The sequence below is a fragment of the Solirubrum puertoriconensis genome, assembly GCF_001483135.1.
In the GTDB taxonomy this organism is placed as follows: Bacteria; Bacteroidota; Bacteroidia; order Cytophagales; family Hymenobacteraceae; genus Solirubrum; species Solirubrum puertoriconensis.
In genome coordinates, this window is sequence record NZ_LNAL01000003.1 from 320,904 (window position 1) to 337,831 (window position 16,928).

The 16,928-nt window shown below is 59.5% G+C and carries 10 protein-coding genes and 1 tRNA gene; 5 read left to right on the forward strand and 6 right to left on the reverse strand.

The features are described 5' to 3' along the window. Positions 1-103: 103 nt before the first annotated feature. Positions 104-1,567 (reverse strand): FAD binding domain-containing protein, encoded by a 1,464-nt coding sequence (locus ASU33_RS01825; protein ID WP_059067546.1) that lies wholly within the window; start codon positions 1,565-1,567, stop codon positions 104-106. 159 nt (positions 1,568-1,726) lie between these two features. On the opposite strand from ASU33_RS01825, the gene ASU33_RS01830 reads away from it, so the two are divergent. Further along, complete coding sequence (locus ASU33_RS01830; protein WP_059067547.1) at positions 1,727-2,329, forward strand: DUF4136 domain-containing protein; 603 nt, start codon at positions 1,727-1,729, stop codon at positions 2,327-2,329. Between the two features lie 16 nt (positions 2,330-2,345). Here the strand turns inward: ASU33_RS01830 and ASU33_RS01835 are convergent, their stop codons facing one another. After that, positions 2,346-3,266: a hypothetical protein gene (locus tag ASU33_RS01835; protein WP_059067549.1), complete on the reverse strand. Its 921-nt coding sequence runs from the start codon at positions 3,264-3,266 to the stop codon at positions 2,346-2,348. A gap of 112 nt (positions 3,267-3,378) precedes the next feature. On the opposite strand from ASU33_RS01835, the gene ASU33_RS01840 reads away from it, so the two are divergent. Further along, the gene (locus ASU33_RS01840) at positions 3,379-5,094 is read left to right on the forward strand and encodes an LIC_10190 family membrane protein (RefSeq protein ID WP_149866992.1); all 1,716 of its coding nucleotides are present in this window, start codon (positions 3,379-3,381) and stop codon (positions 5,092-5,094) included. 92 nt (positions 5,095-5,186) lie between these two features. Further along, complete coding sequence (locus ASU33_RS20915; RefSeq protein WP_078062788.1) at positions 5,187-7,160, forward strand: peptidylprolyl isomerase; 1,974 nt, start codon at positions 5,187-5,189, stop codon at positions 7,158-7,160. Between the two features lie 74 nt (positions 7,161-7,234). Here ASU33_RS20915 and ASU33_RS01850 read toward each other — a convergent pair whose 3' ends face one another. Next, positions 7,235-10,171 carry a T9SS type A sorting domain-containing protein gene (locus ASU33_RS01850; protein ID WP_078062789.1) on the reverse strand — a complete coding sequence of 979 codons (2,937 nt, stop codon included), beginning with the start codon at positions 10,169-10,171 and terminating at the stop codon, positions 7,235-7,237. A 232-nt stretch (positions 10,172-10,403) separates the two neighbouring features. Further along, positions 10,404-10,742, reverse strand: coding sequence for a cupin domain-containing protein (locus tag ASU33_RS01855; RefSeq protein ID WP_059067556.1), 339 nt, complete (start codon positions 10,740-10,742; stop codon positions 10,404-10,406). A gap of 178 nt (positions 10,743-10,920) precedes the next feature. Between ASU33_RS01855 and epsC the strand changes: the two genes are divergently transcribed. After that, the gene (gene epsC, locus ASU33_RS01860; RefSeq protein WP_059067558.1) at positions 10,921-11,754 is read left to right on the forward strand and encodes a serine O-acetyltransferase EpsC; all 834 of its coding nucleotides are present in this window, start codon (positions 10,921-10,923) and stop codon (positions 11,752-11,754) included. 108 nt (positions 11,755-11,862) lie between these two features. Then, positions 11,863-12,786, forward strand: a complete 924-nt coding sequence (gene cysK / locus ASU33_RS01865) for a cysteine synthase A (protein ID WP_059068312.1) — start codon at positions 11,863-11,865, stop codon at positions 12,784-12,786. 209 nt (positions 12,787-12,995) lie between these two features. Here cysK and ASU33_RS01870 read toward each other — a convergent pair. Then, positions 12,996-13,069 (reverse strand) — tRNA-Ala (locus ASU33_RS01870). Between the two features lie 159 nt (positions 13,070-13,228). Next, entirely contained in the window at positions 13,229-16,750 is a 3,522-nt protein-coding gene (locus tag ASU33_RS01875) for a TonB-dependent receptor (protein ID WP_078062790.1), read from the reverse strand. Between the last annotated feature and the right edge of the window lie 178 nt (positions 16,751-16,928).

A 16,928-nucleotide genomic window follows, 5' to 3' on the forward strand; every position in this document is an offset into this window, starting at 1 on the left:
TGTAGCGCTGAGTGGCACTCGGCGCGGGCGGCGAAGCCGACCATGCGTTACTGCGCGGTACCGCATCGGCGCGTGCTGCGCCAGCGCCGAGTGCCACTCAGCGCTACACCAGCGCCGCCAGGCTAACGTGCTGCGGAAAATGCTCCATGAAATGCGCGTACAGCAGCTGGCGCAGCAATAGGCGCTTGTATTCGGCCGCGCCGCGCGCATCGCTAATCGGGCTGATTTCTTGCTGCGCTACCTCGTTGAGGCCGCGTAGCGTGTCGGAGGTAAGTTCCTTACCGATCAGGTAAGCCGAAGCCTGCCCTAGGTATAGCGGAGTAGGTCCCACGCCGCCAGCCGAGAGGTGCGCCGCTTGCACCACGCCACTGGCCACGCGCAGCCGGGCGGCCGAGTTTACGCTGGCAATATCGAGGTGCGTGCGCTTGCTGACTTTCTCGAAGTTGAACACCTCGCCCGCAGCTGGCGGACTGAAACGGATTTCGGCAATCTGCTCGTCGGGGCGGCGGTCGAGTTGCTTGTAGCCGCGGTACAGCTGGCGCAGCGGCAAGGTGCGCTGCTGGCCGGCCGCATCCTGCAGCATGAGCTCGGTACCTAGGGCCAGGAAGAAGATGGTAAGGTCGCCGATGGGCGAGGCATTCACGAAGTTGCCCGCCACGGTGGCCATGTTGCGAATGGGCGTGCTCGATACCAGTTTGAGGTGCCGCGCCAGCTGCGGAAAGTGGCGCTGCATCAGCTCGGAGCGGCGCAGGTCTTCCACGGTGGTGGCGCCACCTAGGGCCACTTGCCCGTTGGGCAGCTCGCGTACGTAGCAGCGCGTAGCGTGGCCGTAAAGCAGGTTTACCTCGGCGGCCAGCACTTCGTCGGGGCGCTGCACCAGCAAATCGGTGCCGCCGCCCAGCAGCCAACTGGCCGGCAGCTCGGCCGCATCGGGGGTGCGGCCGCCGGTTTGGGCAGCCACGTCGGCGGCAGTAGCGGCGCGCAACTGGGCCAGCTTGGCGGGCATGTGGGCAAAGTATCCGGGCACAAATCCTTGTGCAATCAGCCACTCGAGGCGGGCCGGGGCCGCGTCGCGCTCCAGCAGTTGGGCCGCCAGCTTATCGGCCGCACGCTCCAACGACTTGTAGCCCGTGCAGCGGCAAATGTTGCCATCTATGGCTGCCCGCGTGGCCTCGGCGGAGGCTGCGCCACCTAGGCAGTGGCCCGTTAGCGACATCACGAAGCCCGGCGTGCAAAAGCCGCACTGCGTGCCGCCTTCGGCCACTATAGTTTGCTGCACCGGCGTGAGGTTGCGGGCTTCGGTGGGGCCAATGCCCTCTACGGTTACAATGTGGCGGCCGTGCGCATTGCCCAAGGGCGTAAGGCAGCTCGTCATGCTTTGGTAGCGCACGGTTTGCTCATCGGGCTGCAGCTCGCCCACCAGCACGGTGCAGGCGCCGCAGTCGCCCTCGCGGCAACCAATCTTGGTGCCGGTTAGGTGCTGCTGATACCGGATGAAATCGAGCAGGGTGCTGCCAGCGGGTTGGGTGGGGCGCACCAGCTGGTCGTTGAGGTAAAATTCGAGCATAAGCAAAGCCCTAAACAAGGCCGGAAAAGCAATATAGCAATTCTGCGAACCTTTGCTTGGTGGTTGAGCTTACAATTTGAGTATCAATGTATATGGTTTTTGCGTAGCGAGATTTTTGAGTACCTTCTGGATTCACCGATACAGTTCCGTTTTGAGCCTATGAAACCCACCGCTACCGCTTCCACCGCGTTGCTCAGCCTGTTACTCAGTGGCTGTTTCACAGCCCGCGAAAGCCGCATCGAGTCGGATTACAGCTATGCCGGTAATTTCCGCCACTACCGCACCTTTGCCTTTCTGCAGAGCATGCCCGCGCTGGAGGCCGACACTTCCGTCACCGTTGATAAAACCGTGCGCGAGGCCATCCAGTCGCACCTTCGCTCGCAGGGCTACCGCCTAAACCAGCGCCGGCCCGATTTACTGGTTTCGTTTAGGGTGTACGACGGGGCCATGCGCTTTACGGGCTACAACCAGCCCGACCTGATGCATTGGCTGAAGCAGGACGTGGTGGAAACCGAAGACATACCAGCCGACCAGCGCCAGGGCTACGACCGCGTGCGTTACCTGCTCAACGACGGTACCTTGCTCATCACTCTTATCGACCACAAAAACGGCCGGGCCGTGTGGCAGGGCTACGCTTCCAACGTAACGGCTCCCAACACGGCCCAAGCCTCCATGGTAATGCGGCGCGCGGTACGCTCTATCTTCGACCGCTACCGCGTGCTCTCGGAAGACTACATGCAGCAGAACCCCATGCAGCACTAGGTACCTAGGGCGGTGGTTAGCGCCCGCTGCCCGGTATCCGGATTTGCAGCCCCAACGACGGAATAAACGTGAAGCCCTTGAGCTTGGCCGTGCGGTTGTTGAGCAGCTGGTACGTGCCGTAGTTCTGGTAGTAAATAGCCAGGGCTGGCAGCACGTACACGTAGCGGTAGCCAAACTTGGCATTCACAAAACCACCTAGGGCACCGTAACTCTGGCTGGCCTTCAGCGACGGAATTCGCTCGCTCACTTGCCCGCTGCCCGGCCCCGTGTACAAGCGGCCGGGCTCGAAGCGGTACGTCAGGAAGGAGCGGCTGTAGGCCAGGCCGTAGGCTATGTGGCCGATTTCTTCCTCGGCACCTAGGGATTGGCTGAACACCAACGGCACCATAATATCGTAGCGGCGGGCGCGGAAGCCCAGCAGCTGCTCGGCATCGTCGAGAAAGGGGATGCTGGGCAGCTTAGCCCGCTGTGCCGATAGCTGCAGCCCGATGCTGGCGTAAGTGGCACCGGCCTGCCCGCCGGGGCGCTCGGGCGTACCCGTGGGCCCCAAAAACTGGTACATGGCATCGAGGCTGTGCGCCCCAAACGAAAACTTGTAGCCCACATCAACGCGGTTGGCTACGCCATAGCGCAGGTACAAATCAGGCGTCAGCTGCACCGGGTCGAGCACGTAGGCCAAGGCGGCGGCCTGCACCCGGTCGATGGCCGGGCGGTAGTTCACGGTATCCTGCTTGGCTGCCTGCTCGGCCAGGTCTTTCACGGCGCCCGTGGCTTGGCTGATGGCTTCGTTGCCAACGTTCATTACAAAGTCGCCGCCAATCTTGAATTCGCCCTTGGGCGTGACTTTGCCGGAGTGGATGATGGCCCGCGGCGCGCTGCAGGCAGCAGCACCTAGTAGCAATACAGGCAGCAGGCGAGTGGGGGAGAGGTGCAGCATCGGGCTTACGCTTTAGGGTAGCAAAAGTGCAGGTATTAACCGGCCGACGCCAAAAATCGGGCCGCGTTGTGGGTTGGTGCGCCAGGGGCTTTTGCCCACCTTTGCGCTCCGCATGCTTACGGTACTCTTAGTCTGGCTGATAACGGCCTTTGTTACGACCACACTTGGCGTAGCTGCTTTTCGGATAGCGCGGCGGTGCGGCATAGCCGGTGCCGACCACCTGCCCGCTCCCGAGTGGCTAAGCCTAGTGGGCTTGGCCCTGATTACGGCGCTGCTGCAAATTTGGTCGTTAGTAGCCGCCATTGATGGATGGGCCCAGACGGCAGTGGGCCTAGGGGCCGTGGCCTTGCTGGGGCTGCACTGGCGGCCGGTGCTAGCCTTGTGGCGGGCACAATGGCCTACCCGCTGGGATGTGCCCGCCAAAGCGGGCAGTTTTTTGCTCTTGCTGCTGCTGGGCTGGCTGCTCATGTTTGGTGCCCAGTTACCTATCAACTACGATGTAGGGCTGTACCAGCTGCAAACATTGCAGTGGACGGAGCGCTACCCCGCCGTGCCGGGGTTGGGTAATTTACACGGGCGGTTGGCTTTCAACTCGGGCCTGTATTTGCCCATGGCCCTGCTGCGCCTGCATACGCCCCACGGGCCGGCCTATGGGCTAAGCAGCTACCTCTACCCGCTGCTTGCCGTGGTAGTAGTGCGGGCACTGGTAACTGCCATGCGCAACCCCGAAGCCGACGCCCGCCGGGTTTGGGTACCCCTGTTGTTGTTTCTGCTGCTGATGTTCAACTTCCAGGTGTGGTTGTCATCCGTTACGGCCGATTGCACCACGGCCGCTTTGCTGGCGCTTACGCTGCTGTGGTACAGCCTGCACCCTCCGGCCAAAGCCACCGAGGCCCAACGGCTGCTGTTGCTGCTGCTTGCAGCCTTGGCCGTTTCCTTCAAGCTTTCGGCCTTGCCCATTTTGCTGCTGCCGCTGTATGCTACCTGGGTGCATCGGGCCGAGGACCGGTGGCCGCGTACCTGGCTGCTGCCCTTGGGGCTGGGTTTGCTTCTGGGCTTGCCTTGGCTGGCACGCAACGTCGTATTATCGGGCTACCTCATTTACCCACTGCCGTTCGTCGATGTGTTCGATGTCGATTGGAAGTTGCCCTACGAGTACGCCCGCATGGAGCACAGCATGGTGGTAAATCTGGCCCGCAACTCAGCCCAAAGCCCGTATGCTCTGCCGCGCCAAACGTTGTGGGAGTGGCTACCCAACTGGTGGGCTCCGCTGCGCGGATTTTGGGGCGTTATGGTAATTCTGGCCCTAGGTTCGCCGTTGGTAGCGGCCTGGCGGTGGCGCCACCCACGCACCCCCGACGAAGAAGGTTGGGCCGGGGCATGGCTGGTGGCGTGGCTTGGCTGTATTTTTTGGTTTGTGGCAGGGCCCGACTTTCGTTTTGGTGCGGGTTTCATCATTTCAGCCGCGGTTTGGCCTTGGGCCGGCCCGCGTTGGCTAGGGCCGGCCCAGCGCGGTGCAATAGCTTACTTACCCTGGGCGCTGTTTACCATATGGGTAATGCATAACCTGCGCGACCATCTGTATTTCGTGCGCACGCAGCCGATGCGCTTTGCGCAGCGCATTGTATTGCCAGAGCTGCCGCCGGTGCCCGCCACCGTACAATTACCCATTGCCCCTGGGCTGCAAGTGCGCGTACCCCGCACGGGGCACCAATGCTGGGGAGCTGAGTTGCCCTGCGTGCACTGCGTGGAAGAAGGGTTGGAGTTGCGCGGAGCTACCCTGGCCGAAGGTTTCAGGAGGCGCTACCCCGCACCAGCCGGCAAATAACCCCAAGTACCAAACGATGCATCCGAGCCTTGCCCAGGTACACCGCTGCTTAGCTTAGCCGAAGCGCCTAGGTTTTCCTATTTTCCGGCGCCATGATGCGCCCCTCTGCCTTTCTTCCGCTAGCCCTGCCGTTGCTGATGGCAGCGTGCACCACTGCCCGCCAGCCCCAAGGTGCGGCTGCCCTCAACCAGTTTGCTGCCGACAGCACCCTGCGCCGCATTGCCACAGCGCAAGACCAGCGCCAAACGGCAGCGTTGCGCCCATTCCTGCAAAGCCCGAAAGTGCGTTACCGGCAAGCGGCTGCCCTGGCTTTCGGCTCGGTGCAGGATAAAGCCGCGTTGCCCGACCTGCTAAGTGCCCTGTCCGACGCTTCGCCCGAGGTGCGCCACGCGGCGGCCTTTGCCCTGGGGCAAACGGCCGATAGTGCCGCGGCAGCTCCGTTGGCCAACCAAATCAACGCTGAGGCCGACGTGCGCGTGCGGCGGACTGCCCTAGAGGCCCTGGGTAAGTGCGTAGGGCGGGGTTCGGTATCGTTGCTGCTGCGGGTGCCTGCCAATCCCGGCTCCGATACGTTGGCTGCCATTGGGCAAGCGTGGGGCCTGTATCGGGCCGGGCTGCGCGGCATTACTTCCGAAACCACCGTGCGTCGTGTGGTGAGTTTACTGGCGCGGCAGCAGCCTTTGGAGGCCCGTTTGGCAGCCGCGCAAACCCTGGCCCGCACACCCCGCCTCGACCTCACCGCCTACGAAGCCCCCATCACCGCTGCCGCTACTTCCGACCCCGACTATGCCGTACGGGCCGGTGCTGCTGCCGCCCTAGGTAAGGTAAAAGCGCCCAGCCTGGCCACTACGCTGGCAGGCATACTGCGCCGCGACGCCGATTACCGCGTGCGCGTGGCTGCCTTGCGCGCCATGAACGCCAGCATGTACGTGCCTGTGAAAGAGGCCGCATGGGCTTCGCTCGATGATGCCAGCAGCCAAGTTGCCGTTACGGCGGCCGAGTTTTTCCTAAATCATGCTTCCGGCGAAACGGGCCAGCTTTTCAAGGACAAAGCCGAGCGCATGAGCTCTTGGCGGGCGCGCTCGGTACTGTTTGCAGCGGCGCTGAAGCACGCCGCTGCCGAGGAAAAAGAGCCAATCCGCAAAGCCATTCAGCTGCGCTATGCCAACAGCACGGCCAACCCGTACGAGCAGGCTTTTCTGCTGAAGGCATTGGCCGAAGACCCGGCCGCGTACGCTTTTATCGAACAGGCTACGTTTGCACCTAATCAGCCGGCAGTGGTAAGCACCTACGGTATCGAGGCGTTGGTGGCCTTGCGCAACAACCCCGCGTTTCCGGCCGGCCAGCAACCGTTGTTTATTCAAACGCTCGAAAAAGCCATCAGCAGCAACGATGTGGCCCTGATTGGCACTGCCGCCGGTGCCCTGCACGATGCGAAACTGAATCTGCGGAGCAGCTTCCGCAACCTCGAGTTGCTGCGGCAGGCGCAGCAGCGCATTGTGCTGCCCCGCGATGTAGAAGCCTGGCAAGCCTTGCAGCAAGCCCTCGACTACCTGCAAAACAAAACAACCCCAACACCTACGCCCAGCGCCGCGGCGCAGCACCCCATCGATTGGAAATTGGTGGCTACCGTGCCGGCCGCGCAGCGCGTGGTGGTGCACACCTCAAAAGGCGACGTGGTGCTGCGCCTCTTGGTGGAGGAAGCGCCGGGGTCGGTAGCCAGCTTTGTGCAGCTGGTGCAGCAGGGTTTCTACAACGGCAAAAACTTCCACCGCGTGGTGCCCAACTTTGTGGCGCAAGGTGGCTGCCCGCGCGGCGACGGGTGGGGCGGCACCGATTATACCCTGCGCTCTGAGTTTGCCGAGCGGCAGTACGCCGAAGGCGCCGTAGGTTTGGCCTCGGCGGGCAAAGACACCGAGAGCTGCCAGTGGTTTATTACGCACAGCCCCACCCCGCACCTCGATGGCCGCTACACCATTTTTGCCGTGGTGGAGCGCGGCATGGAGGTGGTGCACCGCATCGATATCGGCGACCAAATTCGCAGCGTGGAGCTGCAGAAGCCCTAGGTGCCTACGGCATCAAAGAGCCCGGCCCACCGAAGCAGCTGCTTCGGTGGGCCGGGCTCTTTGATGCCGTAGGGTTATTTTACTACCAATTGCTGGGCCGAATCGCCGAGGCCTTTGCCGCTCACGCGCACCAGGTACAAGCCCGGTTTCACGCGGTTCTCTAGGTCGAGCTGCAGGGTTTGGCCGTTGGCAGGCACCTCGGTGCTCCATACCGTACGGCCCGCTGCATCAACCACCTGCACTTTAACTGCACCGGTGGTTGGGTTAGGGAGCCGCACGTTCAGCTCGCGGGTGGCGGGGTTCGGGAACAAGGCGAGCTTACCTAGGGCAGCGGGCAAACGCACAGCTGCAATGGGCGAGTAGGTGGCTTTGCCGTCGGTATCGAGCTGTTTCAGGCGGTAATACACAATGTCCGTCAGGCCCGAAACATCCAGGAGGCTGTACTGCCGCGGTTGCGAGCTGTTGCCGGCTCCGCGCACAAAGCCCACGTACTGCCACTTTTCGCCGTTGCGGGCGCGCTCTACCTCAAAGCCACGGTTGTTTTTCTCTTGGGCGGTGCTCCAATACAGGCGCGCTTTGCCTTCGCCAGTGGCCTCAGCCCGGAAAGCCGTAAGCTCGACGGGCAGCGGGTTGAGCGGGCTCACCGACGCAAAGCTGAACACCCCAAAGCTGTTGACGTTGCTCGACGTGACCGAGCCGCTTGCTGCCGAGCCGGTGGTGCCGGTGTTGCCCTCGTTTACCCAAGCGGTATTGTTCAGGCGAGCCACGCGCAAATCGTTGAGGTTGGCAATGCCGCTACGGGCACCATCCTCCCAGAAAAGCTGCACGGCCACGTTGGAGTTGCCCGCTGTGCGCTCCAGTATCCAATGCTCCACGCGGCTGGCGTTGTTGAGGGGCGGTTGCACAGCCGTAACGCCCGTTCCCTCGTTCCGGTACTCGGCCGTAAACGCGCTGCTGGCAGTGTTGGGCGCCGAAATACCTAGGCGCGCCCACACGCCGTTGCGCCCTACCGCAAACACAAAGGCATCGTTGCCGAGCTTGCGTAGTGGGCCGGCCACGTAGCTGTTGGCGTTGCCCCCGGTGCTGGTGGCGTTGTCGGCCAAAATCAGCAAATCGGTGCTCGTGGTATTGATAAGGCCGTTGGTGAGCGTCAGGCTGTTGTTAAGGGTAAGCGGTGCCCGTAGCGTAAGCGCCTTGCCAGCGCCGTTCATAGTAATGTCGCGTACGCTCACGGGGGCGTCTTCCTGCGGCATAAACACATTTTTATCTACCACTACGCTCTCGTTGTAGGTGCCCGGTGCAGCGTCGATGGTGCCGCCATCGGTGAGCATCAGCACCGCTTCCTGCAAATTGCCTAGGGTGCCGGTGGCCGAAGGACTGCTGGCAGCCACGTTCAGGTAGCTGAAATTGGGTTGAAAACCCGGCGCGGGCGAGGTATCGGTACCGCTGTTGAGGTAGGGGCTGATATCGAGGCGCCCGGTGCTACCTGTTGAGTTTTGCACGGCAAAGCCGCCATCGAGCGAGCACACCAGGCCACCCGTGCCCGCGGCGCCCATCATGGCAATGGCATCGGTACCGCCCAACCAGTTAAGGCTGGCGTTTACCACATTGGTTAGGTTGATGCCCCGCAGCGCAAACACCCGGCAGCTGTCGATGCGGTTTTGGTTGATGCTGTCGCCAGCCGAGGTGATAAAGCCGTTACCGCCAGCACCGTAATAAGCGCCCATGGCACTGCTAGCGCCCGTGGGGCGGTCTTGTACCTGAATGCCGTACTCGCACTGCGAAATCACGTTGCGCAGCACCTTGTTGTTGGGCCCTTCGAGCACCATCCCGAAAGCATTGACCCCAAGCGGCGCGAGAAAGCCTGGCAGGTAGCCGCGCACCACGTTGCCTTCAATCCAGGCACCGCCGGTGGTAAGGTTGCCTGCGAAGCCACCGGTTGGGTTGTTTACAGTAGCGCTTCGGTCGCGGTCGATGAAGGCAATACCCGCGTTATCGAACTGCGGTTCGGCTGGCAGTGCCTGAATGGCGCGCAGAATGAAGTTGTTGCGGATTACAAAGCTGCCCGGCCCCGAGCTGCGCCCCGTGCCCGTGCACGATTTCACCTCCAGCCCGTTAGAAGCGTTGTTGCGAATGACGTTGTTCTCAACGAGCGCCGCAAAAGTGACATTAGGCCCGTTCTCCGTCAGTCGGCCCGTAGCACCCAGGATCGACATGGCCGCGCCGCCGTTCAGCCCAAACTGGCAGTTGCGGATAATAAGCCCGCTTACGCTGCCGTCGTTCACGTCGATGCCAGCGCGCCGGTTTTGCTCGAACACGCTGTTTTCGATCAGGAATGCGTGCTTATGCCCGCTCTGAATAAGTAAGCCACGCCCAGCGCCATTGTCGCCAGAGTTAGAAGGTAGTGCTGTGCCGGTGGCCCGTAAACGCCGAAATGTTATGCGCTCCGATCCAACGGGATTGTTGCCTACCGCATTCCAGAAAATGCCCTGCCGTCGGTTATTGGCTACCTCTACGTCCTCAATCAGGAAGTCGTGCTTGCCGTTGCCGTTTTCCGTCTGGATGCCAAAATAATAGTTGCGCACCGTTAGGTTGGCAATGGTAACCGGTGCTTCTGGCGTGCCTCCGCTTGTCGTAATCAAAATTCCTGTGGCCGTCGATTGTGCGCCAGGTGACAATTGCCCATCCAAAATGGTGGCCGAGGCAGTACCACCCGCCACGGTACCTGCCCCCCGCAACGATACATTACGACTGAGGATGACTTGCTCGGTGTATGTGCCGGCATCGATGCGCACGGTGCTGCCCTCGGGCAAATCTTGCAGCGCGCGGCCAATGGTGCGAAAGGGCGCAGCCGCAGCGCCGGTGCCCGTGGCATCGTTGCCGGGTGCGGTAGTATACACGTCGCCGATGGTGCTGGCGTCGTTTACATAAACTGTGGCTTGCGCCATTGCGGCTACGGAGGCCGTACTCACGAGCAATGTCGCCGAAAGCAAGCGTAATAATGTTTTCATAGCGCAGGTGGAAAGGTCTCAGAGTGGTGAAGAATGCAGCTAGGCAACGCAGCCCGGCAGCTATTGCTGCTTATAGGCTGCAAGCCCACCCGTGGCAGAGCAGGCGCAAGGAGGAGTATTGGGATAATTATAATGTGTTGGTATTATATAATGTATTTATAGTAATATAATTACTATTTAGCAGAGGCAATAAAAAAGCTGCCAGAACTTTCGTCCTGGCAGCGTGGGTAGGCTAAGCATCGCGGTTGTGGGCTTGTGCCGGTGGAGTAGTGGCCTCTACGGCCGTAAAGGGCTCCAGTATTCGGTAGGTGTGCTGGGCGCCTTTGGGCACTACCCACGAGTTGCCCGCCTCGAGCACCACCATCTGGCCTTCGAGGTGCAACTCGGCGCGGCCCTCAATCACAAAGCCCACGGTTTCGTAGTCGCGGCTCACGGGCTCCTTAGCATCGCCGGGTTGTTCGTTTTCCCACAAGCGCATCGAAACGTGTATGCCGGAGGCCAAGTACTTCTGCCCTTCGGGGCCTTTGGGCGAGTGCCGCGAATCGATTTTGGTGACAGTGGTATCCTGCATGACAGTGGTGTTTTGGAGTTGAACAGAATAGGTATAAGCTCACGTAACGCAGGCAGAAGCCCAGCGGTTGCCTAATATTAAAGCGCCAACCTTTGCACCTAGGTGCCGGTTATGCCCGCTCGCTGCTATTTTGAGGCAGAGGTCACCCGTACCCCATGCAACTGCTTTTTTCGCCCCTATGATAAGCGACACCTTTATTGCCGCGCTGGCCAATACCCACCGCTCCGCTCCGCCGCCGCTGCCCGGCCCGCAGCTGTGCCAAGTAGCCGATAACCTGCTGGCCCTGTTATTTCCGGAGCGAACCGAGCAGCGCCTTGCCAGCCCCGAGGCGGTAAGCAGCGTGCTTGCCGAGCTGCAGGCGCGGGTAGGGTATGTGCTCGAGTCGGTATCGGGGCTGCCAGTAGCACCTGAGGCTTTAGCTGCCGATTTATTTAGCCAGCTGCCGTTGTTACACGAATTGCTTCTGCTTGATGCGCGAGCCATCTTGGCCGCCGACCCCGCCGCGCAAGACTTAGCCGAGGTAATCAGTACCTATCCGGGATTTTATGCCTTGGCCTTGCACCGGCTGGCCCAGGCGCTCTACCAGCGCCGGGTACCGCTGTTGCCGCGCTTGCTGAGCGAGTACGCCCACCACAGCACCGGCATCGACATTCATCCCGGGGCCCGCATCGGCCGCTCGTGTAGCATCGACCACGGTACGGGCATCGTTATCGGCGAAACAGCCGTGCTTGGCGACAACGTGCGCCTGTTTCAAGGAGTAACCCTAGGTGCCCTGAGCGTAGCCAAAGACTTGGCCAATCAAAAGCGCCACCCCACCATCGAAGACAACGTGGTAATTTACGCCGGGGCTACCATCCTAGGTGGTAGCACCGTTGTGGGGCGGCACAGCATTATCGGTGGCAACGTATGGCTCACGGAAAGTGTGCCTTCGCATTCGCGCGTGTATCACCGGGCGCAACTCTACGTCACGCGCGTCGAGGACCCATCCGCCGACCTGACGTTCTCCATCTAACCAACGGCACCTAGGTTGTTTTGCCGGTCAGATTATGATTTATGACGCTTGCCTAACAATTTGCCGGCTTACCAGTTTCTGGATCTGCTTTACTCGCAACTGACCCCCATGAAAGCACAAACCATTCTCGATACCATCGGCAACACCCCGCTGTTGCGCATCAACCGCTTGTTCAAAGACATTCGCCCCGACGTGGAGGTGTGGATGAAGCTGGAGCGGGCCAACCCCGGCGGTAGCATCAAAGACCGCATTGCGTTGTCGATGATTGAGCAAGCCGAGAAAGACGGTATTCTTACGCCCGAAAGCCTCATTGTAGAGCCAACCTCTGGCAACACCGGCGTTGGCCTGGCCATGGTAGCTGCTGTAAAAGGCTACAGGCTCACGCTCGTAATGCCAGAATCGATGTCGATAGAGCGCCGCCGCCTAATGGCTGCCTACGGAGCTCAGCTCGAACTCACGCCCCGCGAAAAAGGCATGAAAGGAGCCATTGAGCGTGCGCACGAGATTGTACGCGACACGCCCGGTGCCTGGATACCCATGCAGTTCGACAACCCAGCTAACATTCAGGTACACGCCGACACCACCGCTCAGGAAATCCTTCGCGATGCTCCCGATGGTTTCGACTTCTACATCACAGGCGTAGGCACCGGCGGCCACATCACGGCCGTAGCCGAAGTATTGAAGCCTCAGTTTCCGCAGATGAAGGTATTTGCCGTTGAGCCCGAACTCTCGCCCGTGATCAGCGGTGGGCAGCCCGGGCCGCACCCCATCCAGGGCATTGGCGCAGGGTTTATCCCCAACAACTTGCACACCAATGTTCTTGATGGTACAGTGCAAATCAGCCAGGCCGAGGCTTTCGAAATGGCCCGCCGGGCCGCGCGCGAAGAAGGCTTGTTTATTGGTGTGTCGTCGGGGGCCTCGTTGGCGGCCGTAGCCAAAAAACTGTCCGAAGTACCGCAGGGAGGCCGTGTGCTCACCTTCTGCTACGATACGGGCGAGCGTTACCTCTCCGTAGATGGCTTGTTTGTATAAGTCCTAAGTTAAGCACCATCATTCACCGACAAGTGCCAAAGAGGCCCCGGCTAAAGCAGCCGGGGCCTCTTTGTTTATTTCGCTCTTAAACCTACCTAGGCCCTTCACCCAAACTGCTCAGTAAGTAAAACGGAGCAAGCAGAGTTGCTGAAAAACAAAAAACCCAGCTTTTAGGGCTGGGCTTCTTGGGGCTAAAATAAAAACAGGAGTGGAGAATATCGGAGTCGAACCGATGACCTCTTGCATGCCATGCAAGCGCTCTAGCCAGCTGAGCTAATCCCCCTCTTAGTGTTCCGCGGTCATCTACCGTGGAATTGTGGTGCAAAGGTATACCCTGTTTTGGTAAACGCAAGTGTCGGCTAAAACTTTTTTGTGTTTTTATAAAAGAAAAAACCCGGTCTGGAAAGCTCCAAACCGGGTTTTAAGCGTAATGTGCTGATTGTTAGTTGAAGATGTAGCGCAAGCCAATCTGCATCTGCCAGCGCGAACCGATACCGCCCGTGTCGTTGCGGAAGGTCGTGTTGAGCGCTTGTCCCGGCGTGATTGTTACGTCATTGCCCGAAACGGTGCGGGTGGGATTGGTAAGGTAACGGTACTCAAACACAGGCTGGCCTTGGGCGTTGTAGCCTACCCAGCTAAGCGGGGTGGTGCGGTTAGCCGTCTGGAACACGCCCCAATCCGAGTTGATCATGTTGCCGATGTTGAACACGTCAACGCTCAGCTGCAGGGTGTTCTTGCTTTCGCCAATGTTCGTGAACACGTCCTGGAGCAGGCGCAAGTCGAGGCGGTTCTGCCAAGGGCGAACAGCGCCGTTGCGCTCGGCATACTGGCCACGGCGGGTGCTCAGGTACTTATCTTGCTTGATGTAAGCATCCAAGTCGTTCCACTGCTGGTCGGCGGTGTACACCTGCTGTTGCGGCGTGCCTGAGAAGAAGGTGATGTTGCGCAATACAATCTCGTCGCGGCTGCGCGGCACGTACATCAGGTCGTTGTTGCCACCCGTACCGTCGCCGTTCATATCGCCAGCGTAGGTGTACGAGAAGCGGCCAGCCGGAGCGGCTTCGTAGAACAGCGAGATAGTGGTGCCTAGGTGGCCTAGGTACTCGCGGCGGTAAGAGGCCGAAGCCACCACGCGATGCTGCTGCAAGAAGTTCGAGTAAGCCAATACGTTAGCATTCGGGTCACCCGATACGGCACGGTCGCGCCAGATCGACTGGGCAATCGAGCCGCCGTCGTTCACCGACTTCGAATCGGAGTAGGTGTAAGCCGCGCTAGCGTAGAACCCGTTGCTGAAAGTTTTCTGCAACTGGCCGGTAACCGCGTACGAGTACCCCTTGTCGGTATTCTTCATCAGGATAGCATCCGTGATGTTGGGATTCGTCGGCGATACACCGCCTTGGCCGCCGTAGATGCGGTTGTTGGCCGTGGTAGTAACTACGCCGTTGTTTTCCGAACCGCTGAGGGTGTAGAAGATTGGACGGTTATCAGCCCCGTTGGCGTTGCGTACCGATTGCGGCAGGTTCACGTTCTGGTGATATACCCCGTTCAGGTCGCGGGTGTAAATGCCCTCTAGGGTACCAATGATGCCGCCGGGTAGTTCCTGATCGATAGCGGCGTTGGTGCGCCATACCTGCGGAAACTTGAAGTTGCGGTCCGTTACGGCCAGGTTGTACTGTGTATTGGCAGCAGCACCCACTGGGCGGTACTTGTTTACGTCGGCGTTGAAGTACGAGGGAGTACCACCCGTAGTCTGCCCAGCCGGGCGAGTAGTGGGGTTGATGGCGTTAGCCCCGCGCAAATCGTACGAGCCAAACTGCACGCCGTTGTTGCTGGCTTGGTTCGAAATCCACACGAACGGAACACGGCCGGTGAAGATACCCGTACCACCGCGCACTTGGGTCTTCTTGTTGTCGAACACATCCCAGTTGACACCTACGCGCGGCGAGAACAGCACACGGCTTTTGGGCAACTGGTCGGTTTCCAGCTTCACGCCGTCGCGGAAGGTCAGATTAGCCGCGTTGTTGTTGCGCGCAATGTCCGAGTAGATGATCGGTAAGTCGCCGCGTACTCCGTAGGTAACCTTCAGATTGTTGCGCACCGAGAATTCGTCCTGAATGTACAGGCCAAACTGGGCGGCTTTTGTTTCGGCGTAGGGGAAGGAGCCATCGGGCAAGGCCGAGTACTGCAGCTGGTAACGCTGTGCACCGCGCACCAGCGCCGGGTTGCTATTGATTTGCGGTACACCGTTGGCATCGCGCACGTATCCGTACGGAGCCTCCTGCGTCACTGCCGAAGCGTAGAAATCGTCGAGCGAGTTATACTGGTAAGAGCCGTAGTAGTTAGGAGCGAAACCGTTGCGGAAGCGGTAGGCCTCGTTGTAGGTACCTAGGGTTACGTTGTGCTTGCCTAGATAAGCAGTGAAGTTGTCGCCGGCCTGGAATACATCCGAATCAAGGATGTTGAACGCTGAGAAGGGTTCGTAACCAAACGTGGTCAGCGTGTTAGTTGCTGTTACGTTGTTAAGGTTTGCACCCGTGCTCAATCCCGTGGAGTTACCGATATCAACCAGCGGGAAGATGGTACCTGCCGGGCTTTCCCGGAAGTCACGGAAGCGCGAGTAGCCTGCCGTGAAGTTGTTAGAGAACCGGCTGCCGAAGGTGCTGTTCAACTCCGCAATCCACGAATCAAGGTTGTTGTTGATCGTGTAGTACGACGAGAAGAAAGGCAGGCCAAACTGCGTTTGCGAACGGCTATTGCCGATGGCGTTTGAGCTGCTCGGCGAAATGTCGGCGTACGATCGTAGGAAGTTGTATTTAACATTCAGGCGGTGCGCATCCGAAATGTTCCAGTCCAAGCGAGCCGTTGCTTTATCACTGTTCGAGCGCTGCTCAAAACCTTCGTAAGCACCCGGATTGTAACCGTATTTCTGCTGCAGAAAGTTGCTCAGCACATCAAGGTCCGATGCCAGCGCCCGCGAGGTTTGCGAGTTGCCACCCGGAGCCGGCGTTTGGCCGGGGCGGTTGGCCACAAAGTTACCCGATGGCGGGTCGTTGCGGCGTTCTGATTCGGCGTTTAGGAAGAAGAACAGTTTGTCCTTGATAACCGGACCACCTACTCGGAAACCGTAATTCTTAAGATTAAAGTTGGGGTAGTCTTGCTTCTCGTCCCCCACCTTGCTACCAACGAATTTCTGGTCGCGATAGAAACCGTACACCGACGCCTGAAATTTGTTGGTGCCCGAGCGGGTTACGGCGTTGATACCAGCGCCCGTAAAGGAGCCTTGCCGTACGTCGTACGGCGCAATGCTTACCTGAATCTGGTCGATAGCATCGAGCGAGATAGGCTGAGCACCGGCCTGACCGCCAACCGTCGGCGAAAGGCCGAACGAATTGTTGAAGATGGCGCCATCAATGGTGATGTTGTTGTACCCGCCGTTACGACCTGCAAAGCTTTGGCCGTTTGCCTGAGGCGTCAGGCGCGTCATGTCATTAAACGAACGGTTCAACGTAGGCAGACGCTCGATCTGCTCGCGCTGAATAGTGGTAGCTGCACCCGTACGACCTGCGTTGATTACCGGGTTTTGAGCACCAGTGATGGTAACGCCTGCTAGCTCGGTGGTAGCCTCGCTCAGGTTTACATCGAGGCGCTGCGTTTGACCTAGGGTCAGAAAAATGCCCTCCCGAGTGGTTTCCTGGTAACCCACAAAAGTCACCCGAATGGTATAAGGACCACCCACGCGCATGTTCTGCAAGTTGTAGCGCCCTTCCGAGTTTGTTGGGGCTACGTACTGCGTTCCGGTAGGAGTGTGCACGGCAATTACCGTGGCGCCCGGCAAACCTTGCCCCGATTTATCGGTGATTACCCCGCTCATAGCGGAGGTGGTTACGCCTTGCCCCCAACCTTGCGAAGCAGTAGCTACCAGCAGCGTGGGAGCCAATAGGTGGTGAACAAATCTGTGTTTCATAAGAGCTGTTGTGGAAACCGGCCACAAAATTAGCTCTCAGCTATCGGCGCAATTTTACCGAATTGTTAATTAACAGGACACGAAAGTAAAATCGGAGTCTTGGCTAAATATAATATATGATTATTACTATACGAAAACTGTTTGTTAAAAGAAAAAGGGCGGAGAATTTCTCCGCCCT

What these genes read in the sequence shown, in the direction of transcription:
- epsC (WP_059067558.1), top strand. Translation starts at nt 10,921, where the DNA reads ATGATAAGCGACACCTTTATTGCCGCGCTGGCCAATACCCACCGCTCC.
- ASU33_RS01825 (WP_059067546.1), bottom strand. Translation starts at nt 1,567, where the DNA reads ATGCTCGAATTTTACCTCAACGACCAGCTGGTGCGCCCCACCCAACCC.
- ASU33_RS01875 (WP_078062790.1), bottom strand. Translation starts at nt 16,750, where the DNA reads ATGAAACACAGATTTGTTCACCACCTATTGGCTCCCACGCTGCTGGTA.
- ASU33_RS01830 (WP_059067547.1), top strand. Translation starts at nt 1,727, where the DNA reads ATGAAACCCACCGCTACCGCTTCCACCGCGTTGCTCAGCCTGTTACTC.
- ASU33_RS01835 (WP_059067549.1), bottom strand. Translation starts at nt 3,266, where the DNA reads ATGCTGCACCTCTCCCCCACTCGCCTGCTGCCTGTATTGCTACTAGGT.
- ASU33_RS01855 (WP_059067556.1), bottom strand. Translation starts at nt 10,742, where the DNA reads ATGCAGGATACCACTGTCACCAAAATCGATTCGCGGCACTCGCCCAAA.
- ASU33_RS01850 (WP_078062789.1), bottom strand. Translation starts at nt 10,171, where the DNA reads ATGAAAACATTATTACGCTTGCTTTCGGCGACATTGCTCGTGAGTACG.
- ASU33_RS20915 (WP_078062788.1), top strand. Translation starts at nt 5,187, where the DNA reads ATGATGCGCCCCTCTGCCTTTCTTCCGCTAGCCCTGCCGTTGCTGATG.
- ASU33_RS01840 (WP_149866992.1), top strand. Translation starts at nt 3,379, where the DNA reads ATGCTTACGGTACTCTTAGTCTGGCTGATAACGGCCTTTGTTACGACC.
- cysK (WP_059068312.1), top strand. Translation starts at nt 11,863, where the DNA reads ATGAAAGCACAAACCATTCTCGATACCATCGGCAACACCCCGCTGTTG.